Annotated in this window: 14 protein-coding genes and 1 pseudogene; 11 read left to right on the top strand and 4 right to left on the bottom strand. The window is 66.7% G+C overall.

The annotated features are described in order from the left end of the window. Positions 1 to 3 precede the first annotated feature (3 nt). Positions 4 to 1,416 carry a DUF72 domain-containing protein gene (locus tag AB4Y36_RS18655; RefSeq protein ID WP_368683769.1) on the top strand — a complete coding sequence of 471 codons (1,413 nt, stop codon included), beginning with the start codon at positions 4 to 6 and terminating at the stop codon, positions 1,414 to 1,416. 41 nt (positions 1,417 to 1,457) lie between these two features. Here AB4Y36_RS18655 and msrA read toward each other — a convergent pair whose 3' ends face one another. Next, entirely contained in the window at positions 1,458 to 2,006 is a 549-nt protein-coding gene (gene msrA, locus AB4Y36_RS18650; RefSeq protein ID WP_368683768.1) for a peptide-methionine (S)-S-oxide reductase MsrA, read from the bottom strand. A gap of 191 nt (positions 2,007 to 2,197) precedes the next feature. Between msrA and AB4Y36_RS18645 the strand changes: the two genes are divergently transcribed. Then, positions 2,198 to 2,710 (top strand): flavin reductase family protein, encoded by a 513-nt coding sequence (locus AB4Y36_RS18645; RefSeq protein ID WP_069267771.1) that lies wholly within the window; start codon positions 2,198 to 2,200, stop codon positions 2,708 to 2,710. 31 nt (positions 2,711 to 2,741) lie between these two features. Here AB4Y36_RS18645 and AB4Y36_RS18640 read toward each other — a convergent pair whose 3' ends face one another. Continuing rightward, the gene (locus AB4Y36_RS18640) at positions 2,742 to 3,248 is read right to left on the bottom strand and encodes an Lrp/AsnC family transcriptional regulator (RefSeq protein ID WP_069267772.1); all 507 of its coding nucleotides are present in this window, start codon (positions 3,246 to 3,248) and stop codon (positions 2,742 to 2,744) included. Positions 3,249 to 3,422: 174 nt separating this feature from the next. Between AB4Y36_RS18640 and kynB the strand changes: the two genes are divergently transcribed. The 3 genes from kynB to kynA are packed head-to-tail and all read left to right on the top strand — an operon-like array spanning position 3,423 to position 6,331. Next, on the top strand, positions 3,423 to 4,067 hold the full coding sequence (gene kynB / locus AB4Y36_RS18635) for an arylformamidase (RefSeq protein WP_342947703.1): 645 nt from the start codon (positions 3,423 to 3,425) through the stop codon (positions 4,065 to 4,067). Positions 4,068 to 4,101: 34 nt separating this feature from the next. Further along, on the top strand, positions 4,102 to 5,352 hold the full coding sequence (kynU, locus tag AB4Y36_RS18630; protein WP_368683767.1) for a kynureninase: 1,251 nt from the start codon (positions 4,102 to 4,104) through the stop codon (positions 5,350 to 5,352). 10 nt (positions 5,353 to 5,362) lie between these two features. Then, entirely contained in the window at positions 5,363 to 6,331 is a 969-nt protein-coding gene (gene kynA, locus AB4Y36_RS18625; RefSeq protein ID WP_368683766.1) for a tryptophan 2,3-dioxygenase, read from the top strand. 76 nt (positions 6,332 to 6,407) lie between these two features. On the opposite strand, the gene purM is transcribed toward kynA, so the two are convergent. Continuing rightward, positions 6,408 to 7,481, bottom strand: a complete 1,074-nt coding sequence (purM, locus tag AB4Y36_RS18620; RefSeq protein WP_342947701.1) for a phosphoribosylformylglycinamidine cyclo-ligase — start codon at positions 7,479 to 7,481, stop codon at positions 6,408 to 6,410. Between the two features lie 283 nt (positions 7,482 to 7,764). On the opposite strand from purM, the pseudogene hda reads away from it, so the two are divergent. The 6 genes and pseudogenes from hda to panB form a co-directional block, all read left to right on the top strand. Next, a pseudogene (gene hda, locus AB4Y36_RS18615) lies at positions 7,765 to 8,442 on the top strand (DnaA regulatory inactivator Hda); the annotation flags it as partial. A gap of 641 nt (positions 8,443 to 9,083) precedes the next feature. Continuing rightward, entirely contained in the window at positions 9,084 to 9,770 is a 687-nt protein-coding gene (locus AB4Y36_RS18610) for an HAD family phosphatase (protein WP_069267777.1), read from the top strand. Further along, the gene (pcnB, locus tag AB4Y36_RS18605; protein ID WP_342947699.1) at positions 9,767 to 11,401 is read left to right on the top strand and encodes a polynucleotide adenylyltransferase PcnB; all 1,635 of its coding nucleotides are present in this window, start codon (positions 9,767 to 9,769) and stop codon (positions 11,399 to 11,401) included. The genes AB4Y36_RS18610 and pcnB overlap by 4 nt, the downstream gene beginning before the upstream one ends. A 72-nt stretch (positions 11,402 to 11,473) precedes the next feature. After that, positions 11,474 to 12,019 carry a 2-amino-4-hydroxy-6-hydroxymethyldihydropteridine diphosphokinase gene (gene folK / locus AB4Y36_RS18600; protein WP_342947698.1) on the top strand — a complete coding sequence of 182 codons (546 nt, stop codon included), beginning with the start codon at positions 11,474 to 11,476 and terminating at the stop codon, positions 12,017 to 12,019. Then, positions 12,016 to 12,708 (top strand): deoxynucleoside kinase, encoded by a 693-nt coding sequence (locus tag AB4Y36_RS18595; RefSeq protein WP_069267780.1) that lies wholly within the window; start codon positions 12,016 to 12,018, stop codon positions 12,706 to 12,708. The genes folK and AB4Y36_RS18595 overlap by 4 nt, the downstream gene beginning before the upstream one ends. A 65-nt stretch (positions 12,709 to 12,773) precedes the next feature. Then, the gene (panB, locus tag AB4Y36_RS18590) at positions 12,774 to 13,589 is read left to right on the top strand and encodes a 3-methyl-2-oxobutanoate hydroxymethyltransferase (RefSeq protein ID WP_069267781.1); all 816 of its coding nucleotides are present in this window, start codon (positions 12,774 to 12,776) and stop codon (positions 13,587 to 13,589) included. 92 nt (positions 13,590 to 13,681) lie between these two features. On the opposite strand, the gene pabB is transcribed toward panB, so the two are convergent. Continuing rightward, on the bottom strand, positions 13,682 to 15,565 hold the full coding sequence (gene pabB / locus AB4Y36_RS18585; protein WP_368683765.1) for an aminodeoxychorismate synthase component I: 1,884 nt from the start codon (positions 15,563 to 15,565) through the stop codon (positions 13,682 to 13,684). Positions 15,566 to 15,570 lie beyond the last annotated feature (5 nt).

Below are 15,570 nucleotides of genomic sequence, written 5' to 3'. Positions count from 1 at the left end.
TGCATGAACGAACGCGACGAAGGCCACGACCTGTTTGGCGACAGCACACGCGGGTCGGCCAACGACCCCAGCCCCAACGCGGCCCAGCCGGGCGCGCATCTGGCCGCCCGCCCGGCTGCGCGCCGCAACACGCCGAAAGCCGAAGCCGAAGCCGAACCGCAGCCTGACTTGTTCGGCTTCGCGGCGCCGGCGAGCGCGCCTGCGACGAAGCCTGCTACCCAGCGCCCTGCCCGCGCCACGCGCGAGAACGACGGCGAAATCGAAGCGCGCGAAGATGGCGTACCGCGCGAAAAACTGCGGAAAAAGCCCACGCCCAACGCCGACGCTCCCAAACGCCGCGGCCGCGGTGTGCTGCCCGCCGTAGCCACGCAAGACACGCTCGACGTCGCCGCCGCGCTGCCTGCGAGCGTGCGCCTTGGCACCTCGTCGTGGTCGTTTCCGGGGTGGCGCGGCATCGTCTACGGAGAGGATTACAGCCAGTCGAAACTTGCCCGTGACGGCCTCTCGGCCTACGGCGCGCATCCGCTGCTGCGCTCGGTGAGCATCGACCGCTCGTTCTATGCGCCGCTCACCGTCACCGATTACCTGCGCTACGCGCAGCAGGTGCCGGACCACTTCCGCTTCATCGTGAAGGCGCCGGCGCTCGTCACCGACGCCAGCGTGCGCGGCGAGCGTGGCGAACCTGTTTCCGCGAACCCGTGCTTTCTCAACGCGGAACTGGCCGCGCGCGAATTCGTCGAGCCTTGCCTTGCGGGCCTCGGCAGCAAGGCCGGCGCGCTCGTGTTCCAGTTCCCGCCGCTGCCCGATCAGTTGCTGGCTGAGCCAGCGGCGTTCGTCGAGCGGCTAACCGCCTTCCTCGCCGCGCTGCCGCCGCTGCCCCAAACGACCGATCCGGCCGCAGCCGGCGACGGTCCCTGCTACGCCATCGAGATCCGCGACGCCATCCTGCTCACGCCGCGCTTCGTGCGCACACTGCGCGCCGCGGGCGTGCGCTACTGCGTAGGCCTGCACGCCCGCATGCCGGACCCGTTGCGCCAGGCCGCCGCGCTCGCGCTGATGGACGGCGAAACCCCGGCCGGCCCGCTGATCGTGCGCTGGAGCCTGCACAGCGGCTTCAAGTACGAGCAGGCGAAGGCGCGCTACGAGCCGTTCGACAAGCTGGTGGACGAAGACCCGCACACGCGCGTGACGCTCGCGGAACTGGCCGCGCGCTACGCGATGGCCGGCCAGCCCGTGCTGATCACGACGAACAACAAGGCGGAGGGATCGGCGCCGCTCACCTGCGCGAAGCTCGCGCGGGCGATTGCGGACGAGATGGAACGCTTGCGCGGGGAATTGGCGCCGCACGCCGCATGTGATGCGACGCCGGAGGAAACGCCGCCCGGCGCGCAAACAGAAGAAGAAAAGGAAGACTGAGGCGCGCAACGGCAACGAAACCGCCGCGCGCCACTTGAAGCTTATTCAGCCTTGAGCCGGTGCGCGAACTTCTGGCGGAATTTCGCGACCTTCGGCGCCACCACGAACGAGCAATAGCCCTGGTTCGGGTGCTGCGCGAAGTAGTTCTGGTGATACGCCTCGGCGGGGAAATAGTTGCCGTCGAGCGGCAGCACCTGAGTGACGATCTTGCCGTCGTACACGCCTTCAGCGGCCAGCTCACGGATCGCCTGCTCGGCCGTCTCGCGCTGCGCCTCCGAGTGCGTGAAGATCGCCGAGCGGTACTGCGTGCCCACGTCGTTGCCCTGGCGGTTCAGCTGCGTCGGATCGTGAATCGCGAAGAAGATGTCGAGAATCTCGCGATACGTGATCTTCGCCGGATCGAAGTCCACCTTCACGACCTCGGCGTGGCCGGTGTCGCCGTCGCAGACCTGCTCGTAGCTCGGGTTCGCCAAGTGGCCGCCGGCGTAGCCCGACTCCACCGCGCTCACACCCTCCACGCGCAGATACACCGCCTCCAGGCACCAGAAGCATCCGCCGCCCAGGGTGGCCGTTTCGACTGTCTGACTCATGCTGTTCGCTCCTTTGATCGTGACTGCGGACGCCATTGCGGACCTCATTGCGGACACCACTGCCCGGTGCCCGCGCGACCCGCCATCGGCCGCTTCCGCTAAAATTGTGACAATTCGCCGAATTTCCACATGACGTTGATCCCGATTCCCGCTCCCGCCGCCACGCGCGCGGCCCGTGAAGGCCAGCACCGATGACCCGCCGCGCCAGCCCGCCCAATTTCGACGACGGCGCATTCCGCCGCGCGCTTGGCCAGTTCGCCACCGGCGTGACCGTGATCACGACGCGCGCGCCCGACGGCACGCTCATCGGCATCACGGCCAGCTCGTTCAACTCCGTCTCGCTCAATCCGCCGCTCGTGCTGTGGAGCCTCGCCACGCGCTCGGCATCCATGCCCGTGTTCCGCTCGAACAGCCATTATGTGATCAATGTGCTCGCTGCGTCGCAGCTCGACCTGTGCAAGCGCTTTGCGACGGTGAAGGGCGACCGTTTCGAGGGCGTCTCGCACGCGGCCGGCGACACCGGCATGCCCGTGCTGGACGGCGCGATCGCGTGGTTCGAGTGCCACAACCGCAGCCGCTACGACGAAGGCGACCACGTGATCTTCGTCGGGGAAGTGGAGCGCTGCGGCGTGCGCGAGGACGGCACGGACGCTTCGCCGCTCGTGTTCCACGGCGGCGCGTTCCACCAGCTCCAGTCGCTCTGATACGGCGCGGCGCGCGCCCCGTCTTTCCCGATTATGCCGACGCGCTCTTCGGCTCGCGCTGCGCGATCAGGTCCACCGGCACGCCCACTTCCACCTTGAGCGTCGTGAGCACGATGTTCGAGCGGATGTCCATCACGCCCGGCGCCTTGTACAGCTTGTTGAGCACGAAGTCCGAGTAGTGCTTGAGGTTGTGCGCGAGCACGCGCAACAGGTAGTGCGTCTCGCCCGTCACCACATACGCCCCCACCACCTCCGGCCAGTCGCGCAGCGCCGTGACGAAGCGCTCGTGCCAGCTCTCCTGGTCGTTTCGCATCGACACCTGCACGAACGCCTCCATCTCGAAGCCGAGAATCTCGCGGTTCAGGCTCGCGCGGTAGCGCTCCACCACACCTTGCTCCTCGAGCAGCCGCAAACGGCGCAGGCACGCCGACGGCGAAAGCGAAATACGCTCCGCCAGATCGAGATTACTGATCCTCCCCTCGTTCTGCAGCACGGCGAGAATACGGCAATCGGTAGCATCAAGCGAGATTGCGTTCATATTTGGTCTCCATTCCCGTCTTAAGCCAAATTATGTGCCAACAACCGAAGTTTGCGGCGTTTTTTTGCAAGCACATTTCGCGCAGGGTTGCCTATCATTCGAAGCATCAGCCTTGCTTGGGACCGCACTGAGTGCGGCCGACAGGAGACAAAGCAAACGCAAGACGCCACTGACATGACCAAGATCAAAGACATTTCCCCGCCGATTCACCCCGAAACGCCCGTCTGGCCCGGCGATACGCCCGTTGGCGTCGAGCGCGTGTGGCGCATGGAGGCGGGCTCGCCGGTCAACGTCGCGCGCGTGACGCTGTCGCCACACACCGGCGCGCACACCGACGCCCCGCTGCACTACGACGCCCAAGGCGCGCCGATCGGCGAAGTGCCGCTCGACACGTATATCGGCGCGTGCCGCGTCATTCATTGCGTGGGCGCCGCGCCGCTCGTGCTGCCCGAACACGTGGAAGGCGCGTTGCCCGGCATCCCGCCGCGCGTGCTGCTGCGTACCTACGCGCACGCGCCGCAGGACCGCTGGGACAGCAAGTTTTGCGCCGTCGCGCCGGCAACGATCGATCTGCTCGCCGCGCACGGCGTGCGTCTCATCGGCATCGACACGCCTTCGCTCGACCCGCAGGAATCGAAGACGATGGACGCGCATCACCGTATCCGCGCCCATGGCATGGCGATCCTCGAAGGCGTCGTGCTCGACGACATCGCGCCCGGCGACTACGAACTCATTGCACTGCCGCTGAAGTTCGCGACGCTCGACGCCAGCCCCGTGCGCGCCGTGCTACGCGAACTGCCTGCGGCCGCCGACAACTGAACCCCCTCAATTAGCCAGACACAGAAACGTAGACATGAACGACCGCAACGAAGCCCAGGCAGCCGATCGCGCCGATCCGCTCGCCGCCCTGCGCGAGCAATTCACGCTCGCGGCCGGCACCATCTATCTCGACGGCAACTCGCTCGGCGTGCCGCCTTCGGCGTCGGCGGCGCGCGCGCAGGCCGTGATCGGCGGCGAATGGGGCGAAGGCCTGATCCGCAGCTGGAACACGGCGGGCTGGTTCGCCATGCCCAAGCGTCTGGGCAACAAGCTCGCGAAGCTGATCGGCGCGGCCGACGACGAAGTCGTCGTCACCGACACCATCTCCATCAACCTCTTCAAGGCGCTCTCCGCCGCGCTGCGCGTGCAGAACGCCCGCGACCCGAAGCGTCGCGTGATCGTTTCCGAGCGCTCGAACTTTCCGAGCGACCTGTACATCGCGCAAGGCCTCATCGAGCAGCTCGACCGCGGCTATGAACTGCGCCTCGTCGACGATCCGTCCGAGTTGCGTGCCGCGATCCGCGAAGACGTGGCCGTCGCGATGATCACGCACGTGAACTACCGCACGGGGGAGATGCACGACATGCGCGCGCTCACCGAGCATATTCACGCGCAGGGCGCGCTCGCGCTGTGGGATCTCGCGCATTCGGCGGGCGCCGTGCCCGTGGACCTGAACGGTGCGAACGCCGACTACGCGGTGGGCTGCACGTACAAGTACCTCAATGGCGGCCCCGGTTCGCCCGGTTTCGTGTGGGTGCCCAAGCGCCATCAGGATGCGTTCTCGCAGCCGCTTTCGGGCTGGTGGGGCCACAAGTCGCCGTTCGAGATGAACCCCGTCTATCGTCCGGACAACGGCATCGGCCGCTATCTGTGCGGCACGCAGCCGATCGTTTCGATGGCGCTCGTCGAGTGCGGTCTCGACGTGTTCCTGCAAACCGACATGCAGGCGATCCGCCGCAAGTCGCTCGCGCTCACCGATCTCTTCATCGAACTGGTCGAGACGCGCTGCAAGGCATACGGCCTCACGCTCGTCACGCCGCGCGCTCACGCGGAGCGCGGCTCGCACGTGAGCTTCGAGCATCCGCACGGCTATGAGGTGATGCAGGCATTGATCGCGCGCGGCGTGATCGGCGACTATCGCGAGCCACGCGTGCTGCGCTTCGGCTTCACGCCGCTGTATCTGCGTTACGTCGATGTGTGGGACGCCGTGGAAACGCTGCGTGACGTGCTCGCCACCGAGTCCTGGCGCAAGCCCGAATTCGCCGAGCGCGGCGCGGTGACCTGAGGAGCGGCAGATGAACGATCACATGCAAATCCCGGGCATGCCCGACGCGGGTGAAACCACGAGTGAAACCCACAGCGCAGCACGCGGCGGCTGCCCGTTCGGACACGGCGCCGCCGCGCCCGCTTCCGCTGCGCAAGCGCCCGCGGCACAAGGCGAAGGCGAAGGCTGGCACGACGCACAGCTCGACTTCTCGAAGTCGATGAGCTACGGCGACTACCTCGCGCTCGACGCGGTGCTGGGTGCGCAGCATCCGCTCTCGCCCGACCACAACGAGATGCTGTTCATCGTGCAGCATCAGACGAGCGAGCTGTGGATGAAGCTCGCGCTCTACGAGTTGCGCGCGGCGCTCGCCAACGTGCACCGCGACGCGCTGCCGCCCGCGTTCAAGCAACTCGCGCGCGTCTCGCGAATCATGGAGCAGCTCGTGCAGGCGTGGAGCGTTCTCTCGACGCTCACGCCCTCCGAATACACGGCCATGCGGCCGTATCTCGGTGCGTCGTCGGGCTTCCAGTCGTATCAATATCGGCAGATCGAGTTCCTGCTCGGCAACAAGAACGTGCAGATGCTCAAGCCGCACGAGCATCGGGGCGAGATTTTCGAGCAGGTGAAAGCGACGCTCGAAGCACCCTCGTTCTACGACGAAGTGATTCGCCTGCTCGCGCGGCGCGGCTTTGCGATCGCGCCCGAGCGCCTGAACCGCGACTGGACCCTGCCGACCGAACACGACGCGACGGTCGAGGCGGCGTGGCTGGAGGTTTACCGTAATCCTTCGGAGTACTGGGATTTGTACGAGATGGCCGAAGAGCTCGTCGATCTCGAAGACGCGTTCCGTCAGTGGCGTTTCCGCCACGTGACGACGGTCGAGCGCATCATCGGCTTCAAGCAGGGCACGGGCGGCACGAATGGCGCGCCGTATCTGCGCAAGATGCTCGATGTCGTGCTCTTTCCCGAGCTGTGGCACGTGCGCACGGTGCTGTAACGCCAAACGCGGCGCCGAAAAGCTAAAATGCCCGCCAGTCGATGGCGGGCATTTTTTTCGCGGCAACGCGTGAGGCTTAGACCACCACGGTCTGCGCTTCGCCTTCCCTGCTTTCGCGCACCACGCCGATCTTCCACACCTGCTCGCCCGCGGCGGCCAGCAGCGAGGCAGCGGCGTCGGCTTGATCCGCCGCCACGACCACGGCCATGCCGATGCCGCAGTTGAACACGCGGTGCATTTCCGCATCGGCCACGCCGCCATGCTTTTGCAGCCACGTGAAGAGCGGCGGCAGCGGCCATGCCGCGTGGTTCAGTTCGGCCGTGAGGCCTTCGCGCAGCACGCGCGGAATGTTCTCGACGAGGCCGCCGCCCGTGATGTGCGCCATGCCCTTGACCGTGATGGTTTCCATCAGCTTGAGCAGCGGCTTCACGTAGATGCGCGTGGGCGCCATCAGCGCGTCGGCGAGCGAACGGCCGTCGAAGTCGGCGGCGAGGTCCGGCTGCGCGCGCTCGATGATCTTGCGCACGAGCGAGAAGCCGTTCGAGTGAATGCCGCTCGAGGCGAGACCGAGCACCACGTCGCCCGGGGCGATCGTGCTGCCGTCGATGATCTTGCTCTTTTCGACCGCGCCCACCGCGAAGCCGGCGAGATCGTATTCGCCGTCGGGGTACATGCCCGGCATTTCGGCCGTTTCACCGCCGATCAGCGCGCAGCCCGACAGCTCGCAGCCTTGCGCGATGCCCTTCACGACCGTGGCCGCCGTATCGACGTCGAGCTTGCCGCAGGCGAAGTAGTCGAGGAAGAACAGCGGCTCGGCGCCCTGCACGAGGATGTCGTTCACGCTCATCGCGACGAGATCCTGGCCGACCGTGTCGTGTTTGTTCAGATGAAACGCGAGGCGCAGCTTGGTGCCCACGCCGTCGGTGCCCGAGACGAGCACGGGCTCCTTGTACCTCTTCGGCACTTCGAAGAGCGCGCCGAATCCGCCGATGCCGCCCATCACGCCTTCGCGCAGGGTCTTCTTCGCAAACGGCTTGATGCGATCGACGAGCGCGTCGCCCGCGACCATGTCGACGCCAGCGTCGGCGTAGGAGAGGCCTTGGTCCTGCGACTGTGCCTGATTAGCGGGGCCGGATTTCGGTTGATTCATGGGGAAGCGCCAGAAGGTCGGTAAAATGCGATTTTAACCGATTGACGGCGCCCCGCCGCCGCGGGTGGAGCGAGATTTGGAACGCGCCTCGCCTGTGCCCCACAACCGGAAACCGAGTTTTGCCGCACAACACACCGTATTACGCACCGTACCAGCGTCGGGCCGTTATCGGGACCGGGATCGCGCTCGCCTTCGACATCGTGCTGCGGCGGCCGCGGCCCAGTGATCTCCGTGGTTCTCACGAGAGCACGCTTTACTAGAACCGACTCCGTCCAGACACACCGTGCAGCGACAGTTAACGCTCGATCTCGGCACCCCGCCGCCATCGACCTTCGACAACTTCCATATCGGCGCCAACGCCGAGCTGGTCGCGCGCCTGCGCGGTCTGGACGCGGCGCTCACGGCGGGCCCGATCGCCGATCGCACGTTCTATGTCTGGGGCGAGCCCGGCAACGGGCGCAGCCACCTGCTGCACGCACTCGCCGACGAAGCGCCGCCGGGCCATGTGCGGTATCTGGGCCCGCAAAGCGCGCTGGCGGCGTTCACGTTCGATCCGCGCGTGACGATCTATGCGGTGGACGACTGCGATTCGCTCTCGGGCGCGCAGCAGATCGCGCTCTTCAACCTGTTCAACGAGGTGCGCTCTTACCCCGCCTGCGCGCTCGTGGCGACGGGCAACGCGCCGCCCATGGGTCTCGCCGTGCGCGAGGACCTGCGCACGCGCCTCGGCTGGGGCCTCGTGTTCCACCTTGCGCCGCTTTCCGACGAAGGCAAGGCGGCCATCCTCAAGCTCGCGGCGCGCGAGCGCGGCATAGCGCTCGCCGACGACGTGCCCGCCTACCTGCTCACGCATTTCCGGCGCGACATGCCGAGCCTGATGGGCTTGCTCGACGCGCTCGACCGCTTCTCGCTCGAACAGAAGCGCGCGGTGACGCTGCCGCTGTTGCGCGCGATGCTCGCGAAGGGCGTGGGCGATCTGGTGAGCGTCGCGAGCGCATTGCCGACGGACGAAGAATTGTCCGCCGAAGAGCCGGCAGAAACGGACGACGCGAGTGACGCGGGCGAAGATGAGGCCAGCGGCAACGCGGTGGCCTCCACGCCCTCCGCAGAAGGCGAGGAGCCGTCGCTCTTCCCGAGCGAGCCGGAAGCCCCCGCCGCCGGGCCCGACGACGCCCAGCCCTATGAGGCGCCGAAACCGCCGGCGTTGCAGGCGCGCCCGCCAACGCCCGTGCCTTTCGACAAGCCGACCGACAACGTCGAAGGCGAATTGGGGGCCAAATATCGTCATGTCGTCCACAAGGAACTGGGCACTGAACTCAAGGGCGAAGTCGATGCCGACGTGAGCAACGAGATGACCGGCGAGTTGCGCGGCGACCTCGATCCGCCCGCCGGCACCGCTGCACCCGAGACAAACCCGGGCGAGACGCCGGGACAGACACCGTCGACGCCCGATGCGTCCGATACATCGCCATCGCAAGGGAACAACGCGCCCGCCCAGAACGACGCGCCTGCAGGCCCCGAATCCCCCGCGGACCCCGCCGCGCCGACGCCGCCCGCCGGCGGCGGCAACGGCGTCTCCCGCTTCAAGTAAAATGAGCGCCCATGGCTAACCTTGCACTTTTTGATCTCGATCACACCCTGATCCCCACCGACAGCGACCACGAATGGGGCCGCTTCATGGTGAAGCTCGGCATTGTCGACGGCGAGCGCTTTGCGGAGCAAAACGACCGCTTCTACGCCGACTACAAGGCCGGCAAGCTCGACATCCACGCTTACCTCGTCGCCATGCTCACGCCGCTCGCAAAATATTCGCGCGCGCAGTTGAAGGAATGGCACGACCAGTACATGCACGAGGTGATCAAGCCGACCATCCTGCCAAGCGCAGTCGAGCTCGTGAAAAAGCACAAGGAAGCGGGCGACCTCTGCTGCGTGGTCACGGCCACCAACGAATTCATCACGGCGCCCATCGCCGAGGTGTTCGGCGTGGACAAGCTGATCGCGTGCGAAGTCGAAACCGTGGACGGCCATCCGGCCTCGGCCTTCACCGGCCGCCCGACGGGCACGCCGAGCTACCGCGAAGGCAAGATCGTGCGCGTCGAGCAATGGCTCGCCTCGCTCGGCAAGCGCTTTTCGGACTTCGAGCACAGCTACTTCTATAGCGACTCGCACAACGACATTCCGCTGCTCGAAAACGTCACCGACCCGATCGCCACCAACCCCGACGACACCCTGCGCGCTCACGCGCAACAAGCGGGCTGGCGCATTCTCGATTTGTTCCAAGCCCAGTGATCAAGAAACTCATCCGCAAGCTGTTCGGCCAGGACGACGCCGAAGCGGCGCAAGACACCGAAGCCCCCGCCGCCGATCCGGACACGGCCTCGCATGAAGGCGCAACCGCGCTCGCCGGCAGCACCCGCGCGCGCCGCAAGCCGGCCAGCGCGCAGAAGACTTCGAAGCCGCGCGCCGGCAAGGGCACGCCCGATCCGGCCACGCCCGTCATCCTTTCCGCCGACGTCCACGGCATCAATCCCGCGCTCATCTCGCGCAATGCCGTGCGCGTGACCGAAGGTCTGCAGCAGGCGGGCTTCCGCGCGTTCATCGTCGGCGGCGCGGTGCGCGATCTGCTGCTCGGCGTGGCGCCCAAGGACTTCGACGTCGCCACCGACGCCACGCCCGACCAGGTGCAGAAGCTGTTCCGCCGCGCGCGCATCATCGGCCGGCGCTTCCAGATCGTGCACGTGCAGTTCGGCCAGGAAATCATCGAGGTCTCGACGTTCCGCGCGCTCGTGGATGCGCCGCCTGCGGACGCCGAAGCGCCCGCTCCGGCGCCCGCAAAGCGCATGCGCCGCGACGAGCTCGACCGCAAGACGCACCACGTCGATGCGAGCGGCCGCGTGCTGCGCGACAACGTCTGGGGCGAGCAGCACGAAGACGCCACGCGCCGCGACTTCACGATCAACGCGATGTACTACGATCCGGCCACGCAAACCGTGCTGGATTACCACAACGGCATGGCCGACATGCGCGCGCGCCTGCTGCGCATGATCGGCGACCCGGCCACGCGCTATCGCGAAGATCCGGTGCGCATGCTGCGCGTAGTGCGTTTCGCGGCGAAGCTCGGCTTCGAGATCGAGGAGCACACGCGCGACCCCATCGTGAAGCTCGCGGACCTCATCAACAACGTACCGGCCGCGCGTCTTTTCGACGAAATGCTCAAGCTGCTGCTCTCGGGCCACGCGCTCGAGTGCCTCAAGTGGTTGCGCAAGGAAGGGCTGCATCACGGCCTGCTGCCGCTGCTCGACGTGGTGCTCGAACAGCCGCAAGGCGAGCGCTTCATCACGCTCGCGCTGTCGAACACCGACGCGCGCGTACGTGCAGGCAAGCCGGTCTCGCCGGGCTTCCTGTTCGCCACGCTGCTGTGGCACGACGTGCAGCAACGTTGGCAGCAATACACGGCCGAAGGCGAATTGCCCGTGCCGGCGCTGCATCGCGCGATGGACGACGTCATCGACGCGCAAACGGAAAAACTGGCGATTCACCGTCGTTTTTCGTCGGATATGCGCGAGATCTGGGGCCTGCAGCTGCGCCTCGAAAAACGTGGCCGCGGCGCGATCAAGCTGCTGGAACACCAAAGATTTAGAGCGGGGTATGATTTCCTCCTGCTGCGCTGCGAATCGGGCGAGCTGGACGCCGAAGTCGGCCAATGGTGGACGGACTTCATTTCCGGCGACAACGCCGAGCGCGAGACGCTTCTCGCGCAGGGCGGCAAGGAGCGCTCGCCGCGCAAACGCCGCCGCCGCGGCGGCGCGAAGAGCCGCAGAACGGGCGAAGGTGCTGTATCGGAAGCCGGCGCTGCCGGTGATGTGCATGAAGCCAGCAGTGCGGACTATGACGGCCACGCCGGTCCGCACGAGGACTGACGCCGTGCGGCGTCGCGGCTTGCCGCGGCGCACATGCGTCGAACCGCAACAAAAGTCGCAGGAAGTGAAGCCATGACGGTTGCCTGGCTGGGAATTGGCGCGAATCTGGGGGATGCGCGCCAAACCCTCAAAGACGCGGTGGTGTGCCTTGCACAACAGCACACCCTCACCGTCGTCGCCAAATCGAGTCTGTACCGCACCGCGCCCATCGACGCGGGCGGCGACGACTATTACAACTGCGTCGTGAAGATCGAGACGAGTCTCGACGTTCACGCGCTGCTCGGCCTGTGCCAGCGCGTCGAACATCATTTCGGCCGGGAGCGCCCCTTTCGCAACGCGCCCCGCACGCTCGACATCGATATCCTGCTTTACGGCGACGCCACCATCGACGAAACCGACCTCGTCGTGCCGCATCCGCGCATGACGGGCCGCGCATTCGCGCTCGTGCCGCTCGTCGAGATCGATCCCGAACTCGTGATTCCGGGCCAGGGGCCCGCCAGCGCGTTCCTCGCCGCCGTGGCCGCCCAGCGCATCGAGAAGGTCAAGCCGTTGTGCCAGTGCATGGGTGTGGCGCCAGCACCGGACACGCCGCCCTCCGGCTCCGGCAACTGCCGATGAGCACGACACCCCTGCCCGTCGTCAGCGCGCGTGCCACGCGACCGGCCGCGCTCCAGTACATCGTGATCGAAGGGCCGATCGGCGCGGGCAAGACGACGCTCGCGACGCGTCTGGCCGAACGCTGGTCGATGCAGACGCTGTTCGAATCGAACGCCGAGAATCCGTTTCTGGAACGCGTGTATCGCGACACCGCGCCCTCGTCGCACGCGCTCGCGGCGCAGTTGCATATCGCCTTGCAGCGCGAGCAACTTTCGCGCGACGTCGCCGCGCGCCGCGAAGCGGGCGTGCCGCTCGTGACGAATTTCCTTGCCGAACGCAACGATCTGTTCGCACGTCTCACACTCGCCGAAGACGAACTGCCGCTCTACCGCGCGCTCGCCTCGCGTCTGACCTCATCGGCGCCCACGCCCGACCTCGTCGTCTATCTGCAGGCGAGCCCCGAGGCGCTGTACGCGCGCATCCAGAAGCGGGCATTGCCGCGCGAGCTGGCTATTTCGAGTGCGTTCCTGCGGGCGCTCTGCGACAGCTACAACGATTTTTTCTATCATTACGATCATGCGCCGGTGCTCACCGTCGGCGCGGAGCATCTGGATCTGCCAGGTTCCGATGCGGACCTCGCGCTCGTCGCCGAACGTATCGAGACGATGCGCGGCCGCAAGGAATCCTTCGTCAAGGGCACGTCGCTATAACCGCCTCATCGGCGCGATCGCGCGGCGCAGCCCCTCCCCGTTTTCCCTTTCCCTACGGATTTCCCATGACTTACCTGCAGGAAACGAGCCGCAGCGCGGTCACCGTGCCCAAACTCCAGGCCATGCGCGATGCAGGCGAACGCATCGCGATGCTGACGTGCTATGACGCGAGCTTCTCGGCGCTGTGCGAGCGCGCGGGCGTCGATACGGTGCTGATCGGAGACTCGCTCGGCAACGTGCTCCAGGGGCACACCACGACGCTGCCCGTCACCATCGACGACATCGCCTATCACACGGCCTGCGTGGCGCGCGCGCAGACCAAGGCGCTGATCATCGCCGATCTGCCGTTCGGCACCTTCGGCACGCCCGAAGACGCGTTTGCGAACTCGGTGAAGCTCATGCGCGCCGGCGCGCAGATGGTAAAGATCGAGGGCGGCGAATGGCTCGCGCCCACGGTGAAGATGCTGGTGGAGCGCGCCGTGCCCGTGTGCGCGCACATCGGCCTCACGCCGCAATCGGTGCATGCGTTCGGTGGCTTCAAGGTGCAGGGCAAGAGCGATGCGGCCGCGACGCAGATGATTCGCGACGCGCTGGCGCTGCAGGATGCCGGCGCGCAGCTCGTGGTGATCGAAGCCGTGCCCGCGGCGCTCGGCGCGGAAGTGACGAAGCAGTTGCGCATTCCGACCATCGGCATCGGCGCGGGCGTCGACTGCTCGGGCCAGGTGCTCGTGCTGCACGACATGCTCGGCATTTTCCCCGGCAAGCGGCCGCGCTTCGTGAAGGACTTCATGACGGGCCAGCCCGATATCGAATCGGCCGTGCGCGCGTATGTGCAGGCCGTGAAGGAGGGCACGTTCCCGGGGCCCGAGCACGTGTTCTGATTGGGCAGCTTCGCTTCGCAGAATCAACAAAGCGCGCTCCGTTGGGAGCGCGCTTTGTTTTTGTGGTGCGCCTGTGGTGCGCTACGCGAGCTTCATCGAATCAAGCGCGCCGGCACCGCGCCGCGCAGCGCGTTCGTGAGCATCAAGGCCTCGGCGTCGAGCACATCGTCGCGCGTGAGCACGCGCTCCTGTGCGCCGAATGCATCGTCGTCGAGCAGCACGCCGCGCATCACGCCCGGCAGCACGCCCGAGGCGAGCGGTGGCGTGAACCATTTGCCGTCGCGCTTCACGAACACGTTCGAGCGGCCGCCTTCGGTCAGTTCGCCGCGCTCGTTGAAGAACAGCATGTCGAAGCCGCCCTGTGCTTCGGCCTCGCGCCACGCACGATCGAATTCTGCACGGCGCGTGGTCTTGCGCAGCAACAGCGCGTCGGCGGATTCGACCGGCGCAAAGCCGTAGTCCGATGCCAGCAGCACGCCTACGGTGTCTTGCGCGAGCGGCGCAAGCGGTGCGCTGGTAATCGTCGCTGCCCCGCTCTTGCCGAGCGCGAGACGCAAACGGTGTGGCGCGTTTTGGTCAGCAAGTTTGGCCAAGCTTTCGTCGATGCGCGCTCGCAACGCTTGAACGTCGCACGGGAAGCCGAGCCACGCCGCGCTCGCCGCGAGCCGCGCAAGGTGACGCTCCACGTGGCGCACGCCCTCAGCGCGCGTCGCGCACATCGTTTCGAAGCATTCGATGCCCGGGTCGGCATCGGTGAGAAAACGGGCTTTCAAGCGGCACTCCTCGTATTCGTCGGCAGCCACGCTGTCGAGCACGATGCCCGCACCAACGCCCATTTCGCCGCGCCGAGTGGCGCCCGTGCCCCCGGACGGCGCGTCGAGCGTCAACGTGCGGATCACGACCGAGAGGCAAAAGTCGCCGCAAACCTCGCCTGCCGAGGGCGCCTCGAGCCAGCCTATCGTGCCTGTGTAAAGCCCGCGCGGCGCATGCTCGAGCGCTTCGATCAGCTCCATCGTCCGGTGCTTGGGCGCACCCGTGATCGAGCCGCACGGGAAAAGCGCGCGCATGACGCCGGCGAATGTCGTACCTTCGCGCAGCGTCGCTTCCACGGTCGAAGTCATCTGCCAGACGGACGCGTAGGGCTCGACACTGAAGAGCGCCGGGACGCGCACCGAGCCGGTTTGCGCGACGCGCGAGAGGTCGTTGCGCAGCAGGTCGACGATCATCACGTTCTCGGCGCGGTTCTTGGGGTCGTTCGCGAGAAAACGCGCGGCGGCGGCGTCCTGCTCCGCATCGGCGCTGCGCGCGGCCGTGCCCTTCATCGGTTTCGCGCGCAACGTTTGGCCGCGCTTCTCCACGAACAGCTCCGGCGAGCACGAGAGCACCCAGCGGTCGCCCGGCAACGCGATCAGCGCGCCGTAACGCACGCGCTGACGCTCGCGCAAGCGCCTGTAAAGCGCGAGCGGCGAACCGTACGCCTCGAAGCCGAGCCGGTAGGTGTAGTTGATCTGATACGAGTCGCCCGCGCGCAAGGCATCCTGCACGGCGGCGATGTCATGCTCGAAGCGCTCGCGATCGACACCGATCGTCACGCCCGCCACGCCTGCAGGCGCAGGCGCTTCAGCGCCCTCTTGCGCCGCGAGCCAAGCATCGGCTTCCTCGCGCGAGAGCGTTTTGCAGCGTTCGAACAATAAAAAACGCAGCGCGGCGTGGCCGTGCTGCGTTTCGTCGGATGAGGTCGTGTCGCGCCTGGCGAATTCGAGCGTGCGTCCAAACTCGTAGTCGCCGATCACGAGGGCGTGAAGTCCCTTGCCCAGTTCGGCATTCGCCTGCGCGCACACCGCGTCGAGATCCGCCGCGCGTTGGCACGCAAGCTCGCGCACGAACCCCGTATAGAGGCGGCTCGAGCGGCTCACCGCCGTCGAGTCGCCATCGTCGAGCAGCGCGAAAGTCGCGCCGCCAGGATTGACTGCCATTGCTG

The sequence above is a fragment of the Paraburkholderia sp. BR10936 genome (assembly GCF_040965735.1).
GTDB classification, from domain to species: domain Bacteria; phylum Pseudomonadota; class Gammaproteobacteria; order Burkholderiales; family Burkholderiaceae; genus Paraburkholderia; species Paraburkholderia nodosa_A.
This window is presented reverse-complemented; position numbering and strand designations above follow the sequence as displayed.

Excerpts from the sequence above, each read along its gene's own strand:
- AB4Y36_RS18655 (WP_368683769.1), top strand. The coding sequence starts at position 4 with ATGAACGAACGCGACGAAGGCCACGACCTGTTTGGCGACAGCACACGC.
- msrA (WP_368683768.1), bottom strand. The coding sequence starts at position 2,006 with ATGAGTCAGACAGTCGAAACGGCCACCCTGGGCGGCGGATGCTTCTGG.
- AB4Y36_RS18645 (WP_069267771.1), top strand. The coding sequence starts at position 2,198 with ATGACCCGCCGCGCCAGCCCGCCCAATTTCGACGACGGCGCATTCCGC.
- AB4Y36_RS18640 (WP_069267772.1), bottom strand. The coding sequence starts at position 3,248 with ATGAACGCAATCTCGCTTGATGCTACCGATTGCCGTATTCTCGCCGTG.
- kynB (WP_342947703.1), top strand. The coding sequence starts at position 3,423 with ATGACCAAGATCAAAGACATTTCCCCGCCGATTCACCCCGAAACGCCC.
- kynU (WP_368683767.1), top strand. The coding sequence starts at position 4,102 with ATGAACGACCGCAACGAAGCCCAGGCAGCCGATCGCGCCGATCCGCTC.
- kynA (WP_368683766.1), top strand. The coding sequence starts at position 5,363 with ATGAACGATCACATGCAAATCCCGGGCATGCCCGACGCGGGTGAAACC.
- purM (WP_342947701.1), bottom strand. The coding sequence starts at position 7,481 with ATGAATCAACCGAAATCCGGCCCCGCTAATCAGGCACAGTCGCAGGAC.
- AB4Y36_RS18610 (WP_069267777.1), top strand. The coding sequence starts at position 9,084 with ATGGCTAACCTTGCACTTTTTGATCTCGATCACACCCTGATCCCCACC.
- folK (WP_342947698.1), top strand. The coding sequence starts at position 11,474 with ATGACGGTTGCCTGGCTGGGAATTGGCGCGAATCTGGGGGATGCGCGC.
- AB4Y36_RS18595 (WP_069267780.1), top strand. The coding sequence starts at position 12,016 with ATGAGCACGACACCCCTGCCCGTCGTCAGCGCGCGTGCCACGCGACCG.
- panB (WP_069267781.1), top strand. The coding sequence starts at position 12,774 with ATGACTTACCTGCAGGAAACGAGCCGCAGCGCGGTCACCGTGCCCAAA.
- pabB (WP_368683765.1), bottom strand. The coding sequence starts at position 15,565 with ATGGCAGTCAATCCTGGCGGCGCGACTTTCGCGCTGCTCGACGATGGC.